This is a genomic window from Vibrio sp. 3-2(1) (genome assembly GCF_963887575.1).
In the GTDB taxonomy this organism is placed as follows: Bacteria; Pseudomonadota; Gammaproteobacteria; order Enterobacterales; family Vibrionaceae; genus Vibrio; species Vibrio anguillarum.
Genome location: NZ_CAWPGB010000017.1, coordinates 1 through 16,046 on the forward strand (window position 1 = coordinate 1; position 16,046 = coordinate 16,046).

The window sequence follows — 16,046 nt, forward strand, 5'->3', positions numbered from 1 at the left end:
GATAAATCTTTTTTGATTATCATCAACGAGTGCCCACACAGATTGATAGGTTTATATTGTTAAAGAGCGTTCTTCTCTGGGTTGCCGAGGCTTCCTTTGAAGAGGCGGCCATTCTAGCGAGATAATGAAAAGTGTCAAACACTTTTTTACATTATTTCGTCTTACCGATTTGACCTACTGATTGGCTGGCTAATTGGGCTTGAACCCTTACTGGCTGTGCCGTGTCAGTGAGGTCGCATTATAGAGATCGCCGTCACGTTGGCAAGCGTTATTTTGTAAAAATTGCAAAAATAGCGCTTAATCACCAAATTACTGCTCAAAGCCTTATTTATTCAATTTTACTAAGATCAAGTAAACACGTTACCCACAGAGTTATACACATTAGCTGTAATTTTTATCTTTTCAAACGTAGAAAAAGCGTCTTCAGACGCTTTTTCCGTTTCACTCATTTCTTTTTTACACTATGTAGAAGATTAAATACCTGCATCATCTCCTTAGTTATTCTCTTCATGAAGACCGCACTCTCTTTTTAAGCCGAAGAAACGCGTTTCTTCTTCATTCATTCCCGGTTCCCATTTACGAGTAGTATGAGTGTCACCAACTGAAAGGTAACCTTGCTCCCATAATGGATGATACGGCAGGTGATTTTCTTGCAGATAATAATGTACATCTTTATTTGTCCAATCAATCACAGGTAGGAATTTAAACACACCATTTTGAATCGCTAAAATAGGTAATGTCGCCCGCGATTGTGATTGCTCTCGGCGTAGGCCAGAAAACCAAGTACCAATATCTAGTTCATCTAACGCTCTTCGCATTGGTTCTACTTTATTAAGGTGATTGTATTGTTCAATGCCAGTAACGCCTTGTTCCCAAAGTTTACCGTAACGCGCCTCCTGCCATGATGGACTTATCGTAGCGCTGAAGATATGCAGATTGAGATTCAGGTGATCCGTGAGCTGGTCAATAAATTGATATGTTTCAGGAAATAAATAGCCCGTATCCGTCAATACCACTGGTATATCACTTTTTACGCTAGAAACCAGATGCAGCATCAATGCGGCTTGAATGCCAAAGCTAGAAGAAAGCGCATGGGTTCCTTCTAGATTCTCAATCGCCCACATGACCCGCTGCTGTGCTGTTAACGTTTCGAGATAAGCATTTAATGGGGCAAGGCGTAACGTTTGCTCTACTTTTGTTAGCGCCAATAACTCGGACAATTTAGGAACTACTGGTACTTCAAGCATAGAAATCTCTCTTAGAGATGATCACCTCTTCTATAATGCCGGTGCGAATGGTGAAATCGCCAAAACCCTCATTGGATTGACGCTCTAGCGCCCAGCGGCCGACTAGATGGTCAATTTCTTCTAGGATCTGTTTATCGGTAATGTTTTCTTTATACATTTTAGGCACACGAGTGCCCGCTCTATTGCCGCCAAGATGTAGGTTGTAGCGACCGGGAGCTTTACCAACTAAACCAATTTCAGCCAACATGGCTCGGCCACATCCGTTCGGACAACCTGTGACACGTAAGATAATGTTTTCTTCTTTAGGTAACGCATGTTTTTGTAGAATCGTCTCTACATCCGTTACAAATTGAGGGAGGAAACGTTCCGCTTCAGCCATAGCTAATGGGCACGTAGGGAAAGAGACGCACGCCATCGAATTTTTACGTTGCTCACTCACATTGTCATTGATCAAACCATGCTGACGCGCAATCTGCTCAATCGTAGCTTTTTGTACAGCAGGTACTCCCGCTACGATGAGGTTTTGATTGGCCGTCATACGAAAATCACCTTGGTGGATTTTAGCAATTTCTGCCACACCACTCTTTAGCGGTTTATCAGGGAAATCGAGTAAACGACCATTTTCGATGAAAAGTGTTAAATGATGCTTACCATCGATGCCTTCAATCCACCCAATCCGATCACCACGTTCTGTGAGCTCGTAAGGGCGGCTGACCGCAAACTCAATACCAGCACGCTTTTCAACTTCGGCTTTGAACACATCGACGCCCACTCTATCGAGTGTGTATTTAGTTTTTGCATTTTTACGATTAGACCGGTTTCCCCAATCACGCTGAGTCGTAACCACAGCGGCGGCGACTTCTAAGGTTTTATCCAAAGGAATAAATCCGAAATCATCAGCACGACGCGGGTAAGTAGAAGTATCACCGTGCGTCATGGCTAGGCCGCCACCCACCAGCACATTAAAACCAACTAACCGACCTTGTTCGGCAATCGCAACAAAGTTTAAATCGTTGGCATGTACATCCACATCGTTTTGGGGCGGAATAACCACTGTCGTTTTGAACTTCCGCGGTAAGTAGTTATTACCTAAAATCGGCTCTTCATCTGTAGTTTCTAGTTTTTCACCATCCAACCAAATTTCGGCATAAGCGCGCGTTTTAGGTAACAGATGTTCCGAAATCTTCTTCGCCCATTCGTAAGCTTCCTGATGCAGTTCAGACTCCACAGGATTGGACGTACACAGTACGTTACGGTTCACATCACCCGCTGTGGCAATCGAATCAATACCAATGCTGTTTAACGTTTGATGCATCAATTTAATGTTAGGCTTCAATACCCCGTGAAACTGAAAGGTTTGGCGAGTGGTTAAACGAATGCTGCCATATAGGCTGTGCTCAGTTGCAAATTTATCTATCGCTAGCCATTGTTTCGGTGTGATGATCCCGCCAGGCATGCGCGCACGTAACATCACATTGTGCAGAGGTTCTAACTTTTGTTTTGCACGTTCGTTACGAATATCGCGATCGTCTTGTTGATACATGCCATGAAAGCGAATCAGCTGAAAGTTGTCAGCACTAAAGCCACCTGTGATGTGATCTTGCAGATCTTGCTCGATCGTCCCACGTAAAAAGTGACTTTCACGTTTCAAGCGCTCGTTATCTGACAATGGGCCTAGTTCTTGTCCTAATACTTCTTGATGATTAGATTGTTGTTTGGTGCTCATTAGTACACATCCCTTTGATAACGTTTTGCTTTGCGCAGATCGTTGATATATGTCTCTGCCTGTTCACGTGATAACCCACCTTGCTGCTGTGCAATAACAATTAGTGCATCATGCACATCTTTCGCCATGTGCGTTGCATCACCACAGACATAAAGATACGCACCGTTTTGAATCCATTGCCAGACCAGTTCGGATTGTTCAAGTAATCGATGCTGAACGTAGACTTTCTCATGCTGATCACGGCTAAACGCCACATCTAGACGACTCAGCACACCGGATTTCAGATATTTTTGCCACTCAACTTGATAGAGAAAATCTTGAGTAAATGTACGATCACCAAAAAACAGCCAGTTTTTTCCTTTTGCTTCACGGTTATCACGCTCTTGAATAAAGCTACGAAATGGCGCAATTCCGGTGCCAGGACCAATCATGATAATAGGCACGTTATCATCTTGCGGTAGTTTGAAATTATTATTGTGTTCAATGAAAACCTTTACCTTGTCGCCCTCTTCTAAGCGCTGGCCAAGGTAACTGGACGCTCCCCCAAAACGGTGCTCATCTTGGTGTGTATACTGAACAATGCTGACGGTAAGATGCACTTCATCTTCAACTTCGCTTTGACTTGATGCGATAGAATAAAGACGCGGCGTTAAACGACGTAATAAAGAGAGTAGCGCTTGGGCCGTCAGTTTAGTTTGCTTCTCTCGCAGTACATCAATCACTTGATGATGGCTCGCATACAATCTGAGCTTCTCTTTATCCTCCACCAGCTCAAGCAGTTTCGTACAACCAGATAACTCAGCAAACTTGGTCACCATCTGAGGATTTGCAGCCGTAATTTCATATTTATGCATTAAAGCACTATGGATGGATAAACTTTCGCCATCGACGTCAACACTTTCGACACCCGATAGCTCAGTCGCAGATAACACGGCATTAACCAACTCTGTATCGTTTTCATACCATACTCCAAGCGCATCCCCAGACTGATACGTTATACCTGACTCACCCAAGTCAATTTCAATGTGGTGCACCTCTTTTCCTGAATCTCGCCCAGTAATTTTTTGACTCGTCAGTAAAGTCGCACTGTAAGGATTTTGCTTATTGTATTGAGATAGATGACTCGTGGTTTGACTCACGGGTAATTGCACAACTTGCGCAGGCGTACTTGCAAAAGCTTCTTTTACCACTGCTAATGCTTTGGCTTTCCACTCGGCGGCTTGATGTTCGTAATCAACGTCGCAATCCACTCGCTCAATAAAACGTTTGGCACCAAGCTGCTCTAAAAATGCATCAAAATCTTTACCCGTTTGGCAGAAAAATTCATAACTGGAGTCACCTAAGCCAATCACACCATATTGCAAGTGAGGTAATTTCGGCGCTTTCTTGGATTGTAAAAATTCATGCAGCGCTAATGCATTGTCAGGGGCTTCGCCCTCGCCATTGGTCGATGCAACAAAAATAACATGCGTTTCTTTCGCAAGATCTTTGCCTTTGTAATCACTCGCATCGAATAATTGAACCGCGATACCGGCAGCCTGAGCTTCTCTTTCCAATCCTTCAGCAAGGCCTTTTGCATTGCCTGTTTGAGAAGCGAAAATAATGGTTAATTGAGTCGCAGGCTCCATTGATACTAAAGTGGCTGCTTGTGAGCTGGAAGTAGAAATACTTGATGCTTGAGACTGACTGAGGCCCCAAAAATATCCGCTAACCCAAGCAAGCTGCTGCGGGGAAAGTTCTGAAATAGTACGCTGCAATCCGTTCAGTTGCGCGTCATTGAGTGGGCTAGCTAAACTGGCTAGCTCTTGGGGTATGGTATTTCCTGAAGACATGGTCACGACTTCCCTATTCATTGCGTGACAATAGATTAACCACTCTCTTTAATAACAAGAAAGAATAGATAAGTATGTTTTATAACTTTTTGGAAGTAGGCATTACGCTTAATTCTCTCATTTAGACTCGACTCGAACTTGCTTAAAACCCACCTCCATAGCCGATTTAGAGGCAAGATCCAGATCGGTATACTGGCATTCGTCACCCTGAGAATCGGTTAATAGCACGAACCCACCACGGCAATGCCGAAACTCGACTATCCAATGCCCTTCTTGGAAAGAAGGTTCAATAATGGCTTCGATAAGCTTGTTCTCACGATACAAGTCCCTTAACTCGGTAATCGTCATCACCACACCATTTTCACATTATTCACTCGTGAATTAAGCATGGTACATTTTGCTTATTCTGCTAAGAAATTGCGCAATAATATAATTATCAGTTATAAAAAACGCCACCTTGCAGAGGTGGCGTTTTATGGAAAATGCATTTAGCGCGTAAGTATCGAATCGATACTTAAAATTGAAATTCAGCCCCTAAGAACCAACCATCAACAAAGACAAATGAGTTTTTCGTTTTTGGGTCAAGTTCGGTGAATTCAAGATCAATCACACGATAGCCGCCACGCAATGCGACATTGCCAGCACGAATAGGTATGGAATACTGCAAACCCGCTAGTACATCTGCGCTTTTAATTCCGCCACTATCACCAAAATCAAACTGCCCAATCACATCAACTTGGGTATTGGGAATTTTAATTGTGGCATAGGCATACCAGTTAAAAGTCGTCTTATCAAAACTGTACTTCAAGCTATCTGGTGCTTGATACTGAGAACCACTATATTGAGTGAATGTAACACCCGCATCGAACGACATTAACTGTCGCTCTAACAGATTGTAATACAAGGTATAGTCGTACTTATCAAAGGATGCATAATCCGCCTCAAGCGTGGTATAACGAATACTCGCATTGGGCAAATAAGGTAGCTGATGCTCAAAAGCAACGTGGATTGAAGGTGTCTTCACATCATCACGACGAGTATTGTCGATTTTAGTGCTGCCCCACCACATGTCAGCGCCAACTTCTCCACGATAAAATGATTCTGCTTGAACCGATGCGGTTGACATCATCATTGCCACACTGACCAACGCTAACCAAATTGGTTTATTCATCCCTATTGCTCCCTATTTATTCGCTACTAATGCATGTTCTTAATTGAACGCGATAGTAGCATATTCCTGAAGTGAGTTAACGTTTCGTTGACTGCCACATTAGCGAGGGGTGTACACCACATGACGGAAGAACCAGACCCCCAAAACAATCACAATGATCCAAGGTAGTAGCTTAAACATCACTCCAATCATGCCTAGTAATGCTAATACTATAAAGCCCATGACCGTCGCAATAAACACAGTTACCAAAGTAATGCCTGTCGCCAATAAAGTTGCAATAAAAACCAATAAGAAAATAAGTTCAAACATGATGTTTTCCTCCGTTTCTCTTACCACTAGCAGATATCGAGCCAACTTGTCATTACCACCTCTGATTTCAAGTCAAGACTAAAAAAATCACAGTTTCTTGGCCAATCAAGCACTTGAAAAGCAATATTTATTTCAATAAAAAAAGCCAAATAACACCGAGTCATTTAGCCTTTCTATTGTTGGTAAAAATCACCACTTAAGTTGGTAATTTTTACACATTCAACTCTTTCGGAATTTTTGCTAATGCCGCTTGCACGACTTCAATTCCCGCACCGGGCTTATGCGCATTCTCACTGATATAACGTCGCCATTGACGAGCACCTGGCATATTTTGGAACATACCTAACATATGGCGGGTAATATGGCCAAGGTAAGACCCCTGAGCTAATTGACGTTCAATATAAGGAAACATCTCTTCAATAATTTGAGAACGTTTTTTAATCGGCGTATCCATACCAAAAATGGTCTGATCCACTTCCGCCAACAAATAAGGGCTTTGATAAGCTTCCCGGCCAATCATTACGCCATCAAGATGCTGTAAATGCTCACTGACTTCAGCTAAGGTTTTGACACCGCCATTCACAGCAATGACTAAATGTGGGAAATCTTTTTTCAGCTGATATGCCCGTGAGTAATCTAACGGCGGTATTTCACGGTTCTCTTTTGGGCTCAAACCACTAAGCCACGCCTTACGCGCATGAATAGTAAACTGTTCACAGCCCCCTTTCTCTGATACCAATGAAATAAAATCAGTCAAAAATTCATAAGAATCCATGTCATCAATACCAATGCGCGTCTTCACGGTTACCGGAATATCTACTACTGATTTCATCGCTGCAACGCAATCCGCCACCAGTTGCGGCTCAGCCATTAAACAAGCACCAAAACGACCATTCTGGACGCGATCAGACGGACAACCCACATTGAGGTTGATTTCATCGTACCCGTACTGCTGGGCAAGTTTGGCACAATGAGCAAGGTCTTGAGGATTCGAACCACCCAATTGTAACGCTACTGGGTGTTCCTCCTCGTTGTAAGCCAAGAAGTCCCCTTTACCATGAATGATCGCGCCTGTCGTAACCATCTCGGTGTACAGTAACGTTTGCGAGGACAGCAAGCGATGAAAGTATCGGCAGTGGCGATCTGTCCAATCGAGCATCGGTGCTACTGATAGCCTACAAGGGTGAGTCATGATTTAGATATCCCAATTCAGTCAGTTTCAATGGCTAAACTTACAGCCAAAAACAAAGTTTGGCATTGTAATCGCTTCGAGTTTATAGCGCCAACAGTTCTTCTTCTGTATCGTTTTGCATCGATATAAGGTAATTTAAGCACTATTTTCGTTGCAAACAACGATCACATCGCTAACTAACTCCAGAAAATGTTGTAGGCTACAAGGCTATTAATCTGGAAATAGTATATTATTATTAAAGTCCAATGGTTATGGTGATGAATTTGGACCACAAGCTAACGAAACAAATAGAAGAACTATGCGCAGCGAGAGGAGTACGACTAACTTCTCAACGAAAGAGAGTGTTTGAACTGATTTGTTCAAGCAAAAAAGCATCCAGTGCTTATGAATTGCTTGAAGATTTAAAGCAAAGCGAGCCCCAAGCGAAGCCACCAACGGTGTATCGTGCTCTGGACTTTTTGTTAGAACAAGGCTTTATTCATAGAGTGGAGTCAACAAATAGCTTTATTTCATGTTGCTCTTGTAATGCTAATAAGCATTTTTCACACCTATTAATTTGTGACAAATGTGGCAATGTTATTGAACTTCAAGATGATAGTCTGATAGCCTTGCTAGCAAGCAACGCTGAGAAACACGGTTTTAACATCGTTAATCACGTTATTGAATCTCATGGTGTTTGCCAAACGTGTTCCTCAAGTCTGAAAGTATAAAAACAGTAGAAGAAGGTTATGCGCGCTGAATTTGTAAACCCGTTTTTAGCTTCTTTAATGAACGTGTTAAAAACGATGGCTTCATTAGAGTTGAAGCCACAGAAACCTCGTGTAAAGAAAGATGAGATTGCCCGTGGTGATGTCTCTGGCTTGATTGGTATGGTTGGTAGTCAAAGCCGTGGTTCAATGTCTATTACTTTTGATGAAAGTCTAGCATTGGAAATCATGCAAAATATGTTAGGTGAACGCCCCAACGGTCTCAATGAAGAAGTGACAGATATGGTCGGCGAAATCACCAACATGGTGACAGGCGGAGCTAAACGTATTCTTGCCGAGAGTGGTTTTGACTTTGATATGGCAACTCCGGTTGTTGTCTCAGGAAAAGGCCACACGATTCGTCATAAATGCGAAGGTGCAATTATTATCATGCCGTTTACCTCTCAGTGGGGTAACGCTTTTATCGAAATCTGTTTCGAGTAAGCTCTTTCATTAAAGAAAAAAAGGTTGATACCGTTAAGTATCAACCTTTTTTATTTGGATAAAACCTTACTCACATCCAAGTAAGGTTTTGACGCATTACGCTTTAAATGTCTTAAACGCGTTAATCAAACCATTGGTTGAGCTGTCGTGTGAACTCACTTGAGCATCGTCGGCTAACTCAGGCAGAATTTGGTTTGCTAACTGCTTACCAAGCTCAACGCCCCATTGATCGAAACTGAAGATATTCCAAATAACACCCTGTACGAAAATTTTATGCTCGTACATCGCAATCAGGTTGCCCAAAGTGCGTGGCGTGATCTGCTTAACTAAGATTGAGTTGGTTGGGCGGTTTCCTTCAAACACTTTAAATGGTGCGATTGCCGCCATTTCTTGTGCTGATTTGCCCGCCGCTTTTAGCTCAGCTTCAACGGTTTGCTGCGTTTTTCCAAACGCTAACGCTTCTGTTTGAGCAAAAAAGTTCGACATCAATTTTTGGTGATGATCACCCGCTGGGTTATGGCTGAGCGCTGGCGCAATAAAATCACACGGGATCAATTTTGTTCCCTGGTGGATCAATTGATAAAAGGCGTGTTGACCATTAGTACCGGGCTCACCCCAAATGATTGGACCCGTTTGGTAAGTTACCGCTTGACCGTTACGATCTACGTATTTACCGTTTGATTCCATATTGCCCTGTTGGAAATAAGCGGCAAAGCGATGTAAGTATTGGTCATAAGGCAGAATCGCTTCTGATTCGGCGCCGTGGAAGTTGTTATACCAAATACCAATCAAGGCTAGGATCACAGGAATATTTTGCTCAAAAGGTGTCGCCACAAAATGTTGATCCATCTCATGCGCGCCGGACAGCAGTTCCACAAAGTTGTCATAGCCTACAGCCAATACAATGGATAGACCAATTGCTGACCATAGTGAGTAGCGTCCACCGACCCAATCCCAAAATTCGAACATGTTGTCTGTATCAATACCAAACTCAGCGACTGATTTCGCATTAGTCGACAGCGCTGCAAAGTGTTTTGCAACATGAGTTTCATCGCCTGCTTCCGCTAAGAACCAATCACGAGCCGTATGTGCATTGGTCATGGTTTCTTGGGTGGTAAACGTCTTTGAAGCCACTAAAAATAGCGTGGTTTCTGGATTGACTTTTTTCAACGTTTCAACGATGTGTGTTCCATCAACGTTAGAAACGAAATGAAGATTAAGATGATTCTTATACGGCGCAAGTGCTTCTGTGACCATGTATGGACCAAGGTCTGAACCACCAATACCAATGTTGACAATATCGGTAATCGCTTTACCAGTGTAACCTTTCCATTCACCAGAAATCACTCGTTCAGAAAACGATTTCATCTTCTCAAGTACCGCATTCACGGCTGGCATCACATCTTCACCATCAACCATGACCGGTGTGTTACTGCGGTTGCGTAACGCAGTGTGCAGTACGGCACGGCCTTCAGTTTGGTTGATCGCGCAGCCTTGCAGCATAGCGTCGATGGCTGACTTTAGTTCAGTCTCATTAGCCAGTGCTTGTAAATGTTGTAAGGTCTCTTCGTTGATCAAATTTTTTGAGTAATCAACAAGAATATCTGAACCAAAACGAGTCGAGAATTTATCGAAACGTTGTGCATCTTGTGCAAAAAGCGATTTAAGGTCCATATCTTGCGCTGATTCAAAATGCGCAGTCAGTGCTTTCCAAGCGTTGGTTTGCGTTGGATTGATATTTTTCAACATGGTATCTATCCCGATGTGACAGTAGGTTTTATTCCTATCATTCCTAAACTCTGTTTCAAAATGATGGAATCCCCGATTGAGCAAAAAAAGAAAATGGTATCGACTGCCTATATTTGGAAGGCAACACGTCGTTATTCGTTTTGTGAGCGCCATTATGACGCAGCTTACCCGCTCTCATATTGAGTTAGGTCAGGTAAACCTAATGGGTGCATACTCTGGCTTTATTGATACGACATCTCAACACGAGAAGTGAGTTTCGTCACTAACTCGTAAGCGATCGTGCCAATGTGAGAGGCCACTTCTTCTGCTGGTAGCTCTTTTCCCCATAAAATAACCTCATCACCCACCTTATCGCAGGCTTGTGGACCGAGATCGACCGTAAGCATATCCATTGAAACTCGCCCTGCAATCGGCACTTTACGCCCATTGACAACAACCGGAGTTCCATTGGGTGCAGTACGAGGATAACCATCGCCATAGCCAATTGCGATAACACCAACCTTAGTGTCACGTAAGCTTGTCCAAGTGGCACCGTAGCCGACACTCTCTCCCGCTTTAACATCACGCACTGCGATCAAGTGAGATTTTAATGTCATTACAGGTTGATAGCCCAGCGCTTGCGCCGAGTTATCATCAAAAGGAGAAACGCCATACATAATAATACCTGGGCGAACCCACTCTAACTGGCTGTGCTTCCAAGCTAATAAACCAGCGGAGGCAGCAAGTGATCTTTCACCCTCATGACCTTTTGTCATTGCTAAAAACAGCTCAATTTGCTCAGAAGTCGTTGATTTATCGAGTTCATCGGCACAACCAAAATGACTCATATAACGCAATGGCTTCACTACGTTTTTACACGCTTGCAAACGTTCTAAAAAATCGGGGTATTGTTCTGGGCGCACACCTAAACGATGCATTCCGCTATCGATTTTCAACCAAACATTGACTGGGACATCTAATTGAGCTTGCTCTAAGGCGACTAACTGCTCCTCACAGTGAACAACGGTTTGAATGTTATTGGTCACCAATACAGCAAGATCCATCGGGGAATAAAAACCTTCAAGCAACAAGATAGGTTTTACCACACCGCTCGCTCTCAGTTGCAGCGCTTCTTCAATGCGCGCCACGCCAAATGCATCCGCGCCTAGTGCATGTTTCGCAACATGCCGAAGCCCATGACCATAACCATTTGCTTTGACCACCGCCATAATTTTACTGTTTGGTGCCTGCTGTTTTACTCGCTGTAGGTTGTGCTTTAACGCATCGAGATCGATGCAGGCGGTTGCCGCTTTCATGTAGCTCATCAAATTACTCATCGTCAAATGCAGGGCCTGCATAGTTGTCAAAACGAGAATACTGCCCTTGGAAGGTCAACCGTACAGAACCAATCGGGCCGTTACGTTGCTTACCTATAATAATCTCTGCGATACCCTTTAACGAACTATCAGGGTGATACACCTCGTCGCGATAAATGAACATGATCAAATCGGCATCTTGTTCTATCGAACCGGATTCACGCAAGTCGGAGTTGACTGGGCGTTTATCGGCGCGCTGCTCCAACGAACGGTTAAGCTGCGATAAAGCCACCACGGGCACATTCAATTCTTTAGCCAGCGCTTTTAACGAGCGAGAGATCTCCGCAATTTCTAAAGTACGGTTATCCGATTGCGAAGGAACTCGCATCAACTGCAAGTAGTCGACCATGATGAGCGACAAGCCGCCATGCTCGCGCGCAATACGACGAGCTCTAGAACGAACCTCGGTAGGCGTGAGGCCTGAGCTATCATCTATGTACATATTTTTCTTTTCCATGAGAATACCCATGGTAGACGAAATTCGTGCCCAATCCTCATCATCCAGCTGCCCAGTACGAATTTTGGTTTGATCAACGCGAGAAAGCGATGCCAACATACGCATCATGATTTGTTCAGCTGGCATCTCAAGAGAGAAGATAAGAACCGGTTTTTCTTGCTCCATGGCCGCGTTTTCACACAAGTTCATGGCAAACGTCGTTTTACCCATAGAAGGGCGAGCAGCTACAATGATCAAATCAGAACCTTGTAAACCAGCCGTTTTCTTATTGAGATCAGCAAACCCCGTATTCACGCCCGTGACACCATCTTGTGGTGTTTTATACAGCAGTTCAATACGCTCTAAAGTTCTTTCTAAAATCGAATCGACATTCTGCGGGCCTTCATTTTCGCTGGTACGCTCCTCAGCAATGGCGAACACTTTACTTTCAGCCAGATCGAGCAAATCTTCCGAACTGCGCCCTTGCGGATCATAACCTGCATCCGCAATCTCATTGGCAACACCGATGAGGTTACGCACCAATGCTCGTTCCGCTACGATTTCAGCATAAGCATTAATGTTAGCCGCACTGGGCGTATTTTTCGCCAAATCCGCTAAATAAGCAAAACCGCCGACATCTTCCAACTGTTCGCGACGCTCGAGATACTCAGATAATGTAATAAGATCGAGCGGCTTACTGGCTTCCAAAATAGATTTAGCTGCATCAAAAATTAAACGATGCGCACGGCTATAGAAGTCTTTGCTGACCACACGCTCAGCCACCGTATCCCAACGTTCGTTATCCAATAGCAAGCCTCCAATCACTGATTGCTCAGCTTCGATCGAATGTGGAGGAACTTTAATTGCGTCGACTTGTGCGTCAAACGGTTTACGATTTCGTTGATCTGTTCGTGGTGCAGCCATGACTTCGCTCAATACTATCTAATGACCGACCATTATAGCCAGAATAGATCATTTGTAATTATGTAAACGAAACTTTGTGTTTCTCTCGTAGAGAATTAACCTCATGCTGACCAAACAGAACCGCCCTACACCTACTATTTCGCCCACTATTTTTTATTCACTTTAGGGGTGCTTCGTGTCCAAAATTTGGTTTCTTAGTTTTAGCCTGTTCGCGATGAGTGCAGCTTATGCTAATGAGGATCTTAAAAACGATACGGAAATCGAAGTTCCTTCTCCTTGGAATAGCCAAGTCGAATTGGGTTACCAAGCCCACTCAGGTAATACTGATTCAGAGTCATTAAATTCACGAGTCAAGACAGAATACATAACAGGTCGCCATCGAACCAATGGTGAGTGGAAATTGTATCGTCTTGATAAAAATGGAAAAGAGAATAAGCGGCAGGCAAACTATTCGCTGCAAAGTGACTATAAGTTAGCTTCAAAAGCCTATCTATACGCAAACTTTAACGGTGTTGATTCGAAATACAGCGCCTATTTCAAAGACTATACGCTATCTGGTGGAATGGGTTACCAATTGATGAATACCGACATATTGCTATTAGAGATTGAAATAGGGCCCGGTTTTCGTTACCAAAAACCCAACCTAGATGAGATATCAAGTACAGATATTGTATTTGCAAATACAGTCGAAGAAGTCATATTTCGTGGTAACTTAAAAGGTGTTTGGGCAACTTTCGATAATTTAACCATCTCCTCTGAACTGACTCTTGTCGCAGGAGAAAGTAATATCAGAACCGATAGCGAACTCATTTTAACCAATCACATTACTGATTCGATTGCGTTGAAAGTGAACTTGTCTCGCCAATACCACGATAAGGTTCCAGCAGGACTAAGTAAAGCCGATAGCGTCACTTCATTTAGTTTACAGTTTCGTTTCTAGGTAGTTTGAAGATAAAAAAAACACCAGCCAAGGCTGGTGTTTTCAATTCATCCGAAGACTGAAATTATTCAGCAACGATTTGAATTTTCGCAGTTGCAAACACTTCTGAGTGAAGTTGGATGCTCACTTCGAAAGAACCTACGTTACGTAGAGCACCTTCAGGTAGACGAACTTCGCTCTTAGATACTGCAACACCTGCCGCTGTAATAGCGTCAGCGATATCACGAGTACCAATAGAACCAAACAGTTTACCTTCATCGCCTGCTTTAGAAGTAATAACAACAGCTTCAAGAGCGTTAACTTGTTCAGCACGAGCTTGAGATGCAACAAGTTGCTCAGCAACTTTAGCTTCAAGTTCAGCACGACGAGTTTCAAACATTTCAACGTTAGATTTAGTTGCCATTACAGCCTTACCTTGTGGGATAAGGAAGTTACGAGCATAACCAGATTTCACGCTTACAGTGTCGCCAAGGCTGCCTAGGTTACCGATTTTATCAAGTAGAATAACTTGCATTGATTAATCCTCTTTCTTAATAAACGGTGCCAATTACTGATGTTTATCAGTGTATGGCAATAGAGCTAGGTAGCGAGAACGCTTGATTGCACGAGCTAGCTGACGTTGGTATTTAGCGCTAGTACCAGTGATACGGCTAGGTACGATTTTACCAGCTTCAGTTATGTAGTTTTTAAGAGTTGCTACATCTTTGTAATCAATCTCTTGTACGCCTTCTGCAGTGAAACGGCAGAATTTACGACGACGGAAGAAACGAGCCATGGGCTATCTCCTGATCTTAAATTTGAGTAATGTGGTCGGCATGTAGCACCAATTTACCTACGCCATTATGGCTAGTTTGGTAAGCGACAAAGCCACTTACGGTTATGGTGCTGCCTTGTACTAAGTGTTGAGTGAGATTCGTTGACCTCTGCCCACTGACGACTACCGGCATACGACAATAGACTTGTCTCGGTAAATCAGCTTCTATCACTGTTGAGCGATGTTCAAGCCAGAAACGGCAATGTTCAATACCCGCAGGACTTTGGCTTCGAATGGGAGGTTTTACGACAGTGCCACTCAACTCCATCCGATTGGTCATCAAATCAATTACTCAGCGTCTGCATCGAAACGAGTTTCATCACGCTTAGAACGCTCTTCTTTAGCTTTCAGCATGATTGATGGCTCGGTGATAGCAGCTTTAGTACGCATGATCATGTTACGTAGAACTGCATCGTTAAAACGGAAAGCAGTTTCTAGCTCATCAATCACAGCTTGGTCAGCTTCAACGTTCATAAGAACGTAGTGAGCTTTGTGAAGCTTGTTGATTGGGTAAGCCATTTGACGACGACCCCAATCTTCTAGACGGTGGATAGTACCGCCAGTTTCAGTGATAGAACCAGTGTAACGCTCGATCATGCCAGCAACTTGCTCGCTTTGATCTGGGTGCACCATGAATACGATTTCATAATGACGCATCGGTTGCTCCTTACGGATTATTCAGCTTCCAGGTTTGGCTCGGTCGTCCATAGGAAGCAAGGAACGAAAAAAAAAGACCGAGAATTAAGGACGGCAAATAGTACAGAAACGAAGCAGGATTAGCAAGGGAAATGTACTAAGGGTCACGTCAAACAAAAAGGGAAGCCTAAGCTTCCCTTTTTAATGCAGTGTGTGCATAAATTATCGAAAATTAAGCGATAACTTTAGCAACAACACCAGCACCTACTGTACGACCGCCTTCACGGATCGCGAAACGTAGACCTTCATCCATCGCGATTGGAGCAATTAGCTCTACAACCATTTGGATGTTGTCACCTGGCATTACCATCTCTACGCCTTCTGGTAGAGAGATATCACCTGTTACGTCCGTTGTACGGAAGTAGAACTGTGGACGGTAGCCTTTGAAGAACGGAGTATGACGGCCGCCTTCATCTTTAGACAGTACGTATACTTCTGACTCGAACTTAGTGTGTGGAGTGATTG

The 16,046-nt window shown here is 43.5% G+C and carries 17 protein-coding genes and 1 pseudogene; 3 read left to right on the plus strand and 15 right to left on the minus strand.

The features are described 5' to 3' along the window. Positions 1-494: 494 nt before the first annotated feature. The 7 genes from AACQ79_RS08005 to dusA form a co-directional block, all read right to left on the minus strand. Positions 495-1,247 carry a phosphoadenylyl-sulfate reductase gene (locus AACQ79_RS08005; protein ID WP_013857904.1) on the minus strand — a complete coding sequence of 251 codons (753 nt, stop codon included), beginning with the start codon at positions 1,245-1,247 and terminating at the stop codon, positions 495-497. Then, positions 1,240-2,973: an assimilatory sulfite reductase (NADPH) hemoprotein subunit gene (gene cysI / locus AACQ79_RS08010; RefSeq protein WP_088720751.1), complete on the minus strand. Its 1,734-nt coding sequence runs from the start codon at positions 2,971-2,973 to the stop codon at positions 1,240-1,242. Before cysI ends, AACQ79_RS08005 begins: the two co-directional genes overlap by 8 nt. After that, positions 2,973-4,826: an assimilatory sulfite reductase (NADPH) flavoprotein subunit gene (locus AACQ79_RS08015; protein WP_170899798.1), complete on the minus strand. Its 1,854-nt coding sequence runs from the start codon at positions 4,824-4,826 to the stop codon at positions 2,973-2,975. Before AACQ79_RS08015 ends, cysI begins: the two co-directional genes overlap by 1 nt. A gap of 96 nt (positions 4,827-4,922) precedes the next feature. Then, positions 4,923-5,153, minus strand: coding sequence for a hypothetical protein (locus AACQ79_RS08020; RefSeq protein ID WP_038149123.1), 231 nt, complete (start codon positions 5,151-5,153; stop codon positions 4,923-4,925). 166 nt (positions 5,154-5,319) lie between these two features. Continuing rightward, positions 5,320-5,976 (minus strand): TIGR04219 family outer membrane beta-barrel protein, encoded by a 657-nt coding sequence (locus AACQ79_RS08025; protein ID WP_019282801.1) that lies wholly within the window; start codon positions 5,974-5,976, stop codon positions 5,320-5,322. 99 nt (positions 5,977-6,075) lie between these two features. After that, positions 6,076-6,285, minus strand: coding sequence for an envelope stress response protein PspG (gene pspG, locus AACQ79_RS08030; RefSeq protein ID WP_064624247.1), 210 nt, complete (start codon positions 6,283-6,285; stop codon positions 6,076-6,078). A gap of 211 nt (positions 6,286-6,496) precedes the next feature. Beyond that, positions 6,497-7,477 carry a tRNA dihydrouridine(20/20a) synthase DusA gene (dusA, locus tag AACQ79_RS08035; protein ID WP_017047134.1) on the minus strand — a complete coding sequence of 327 codons (981 nt, stop codon included), beginning with the start codon at positions 7,475-7,477 and terminating at the stop codon, positions 6,497-6,499. 251 nt (positions 7,478-7,728) lie between these two features. Here dusA and zur point away from each other — a divergent pair, with 251 nt between their 5' ends. Both zur and AACQ79_RS08045 read left to right on the plus strand, forming a co-directional pair. Beyond that, positions 7,729-8,187: a zinc uptake transcriptional repressor Zur gene (zur, locus tag AACQ79_RS08040; protein ID WP_017043301.1), complete on the plus strand. Its 459-nt coding sequence runs from the start codon at positions 7,729-7,731 to the stop codon at positions 8,185-8,187. 18 nt (positions 8,188-8,205) lie between these two features. Next, complete coding sequence (locus AACQ79_RS08045; RefSeq protein WP_017043302.1) at positions 8,206-8,667, plus strand: chemotaxis protein CheX; 462 nt, start codon at positions 8,206-8,208, stop codon at positions 8,665-8,667. Between the two features lie 96 nt (positions 8,668-8,763). Here the strand turns inward: AACQ79_RS08045 and pgi are convergent, their stop codons facing one another. The 3 genes from pgi to AACQ79_RS08060 form a co-directional block, all read right to left on the minus strand. Further along, positions 8,764-10,416, minus strand: a complete 1,653-nt coding sequence (gene pgi, locus AACQ79_RS08050) for a glucose-6-phosphate isomerase (RefSeq protein WP_029388348.1) — start codon at positions 10,414-10,416, stop codon at positions 8,764-8,766. Between the two features lie 221 nt (positions 10,417-10,637). Next, positions 10,638-11,711 (minus strand): alanine racemase, encoded by a 1,074-nt coding sequence (alr, locus tag AACQ79_RS08055; protein ID WP_197056815.1) that lies wholly within the window; start codon positions 11,709-11,711, stop codon positions 10,638-10,640. A gap of 13 nt (positions 11,712-11,724) precedes the next feature. Next, positions 11,725-13,131 carry a replicative DNA helicase gene (locus AACQ79_RS08060; RefSeq protein WP_013857915.1) on the minus strand — a complete coding sequence of 469 codons (1,407 nt, stop codon included), beginning with the start codon at positions 13,129-13,131 and terminating at the stop codon, positions 11,725-11,727. 175 nt (positions 13,132-13,306) lie between these two features. Here AACQ79_RS08060 and AACQ79_RS08065 point away from each other — a divergent pair, with 175 nt between their 5' ends. Then, entirely contained in the window at positions 13,307-14,071 is a 765-nt protein-coding gene (locus AACQ79_RS08065) for a DUF481 domain-containing protein (protein ID WP_013857916.1), read from the plus strand. Positions 14,072-14,135: 64 nt separating this feature from the next. Here AACQ79_RS08065 and rplI read toward each other — a convergent pair whose 3' ends face one another. From rplI to tuf, 5 genes and pseudogenes are all read right to left on the minus strand, one after another. Beyond that, entirely contained in the window at positions 14,136-14,585 is a 450-nt protein-coding gene (gene rplI / locus AACQ79_RS08070; RefSeq protein ID WP_013857917.1) for a 50S ribosomal protein L9, read from the minus strand. 33 nt (positions 14,586-14,618) lie between these two features. After that, positions 14,619-14,846 (minus strand): 30S ribosomal protein S18, encoded by a 228-nt coding sequence (gene rpsR / locus AACQ79_RS08075; protein WP_000090472.1) that lies wholly within the window; start codon positions 14,844-14,846, stop codon positions 14,619-14,621. Between the two features lie 16 nt (positions 14,847-14,862). After that, positions 14,863-15,165 carry a primosomal replication protein N gene (priB, locus tag AACQ79_RS08080; RefSeq protein WP_170899799.1) on the minus strand — a complete coding sequence of 101 codons (303 nt, stop codon included), beginning with the start codon at positions 15,163-15,165 and terminating at the stop codon, positions 14,863-14,865. Between the two features lie 8 nt (positions 15,166-15,173). Further along, a complete protein-coding gene (gene rpsF, locus AACQ79_RS08085) occupies positions 15,174-15,542 on the minus strand; it encodes a 30S ribosomal protein S6 (RefSeq protein WP_013857919.1) in 369 nt (122 codons plus the stop codon). Between the two features lie 211 nt (positions 15,543-15,753). Further along, a pseudogene (tuf, locus tag AACQ79_RS08090) lies at positions 15,754-16,046 on the minus strand (elongation factor Tu); the annotation flags it as partial.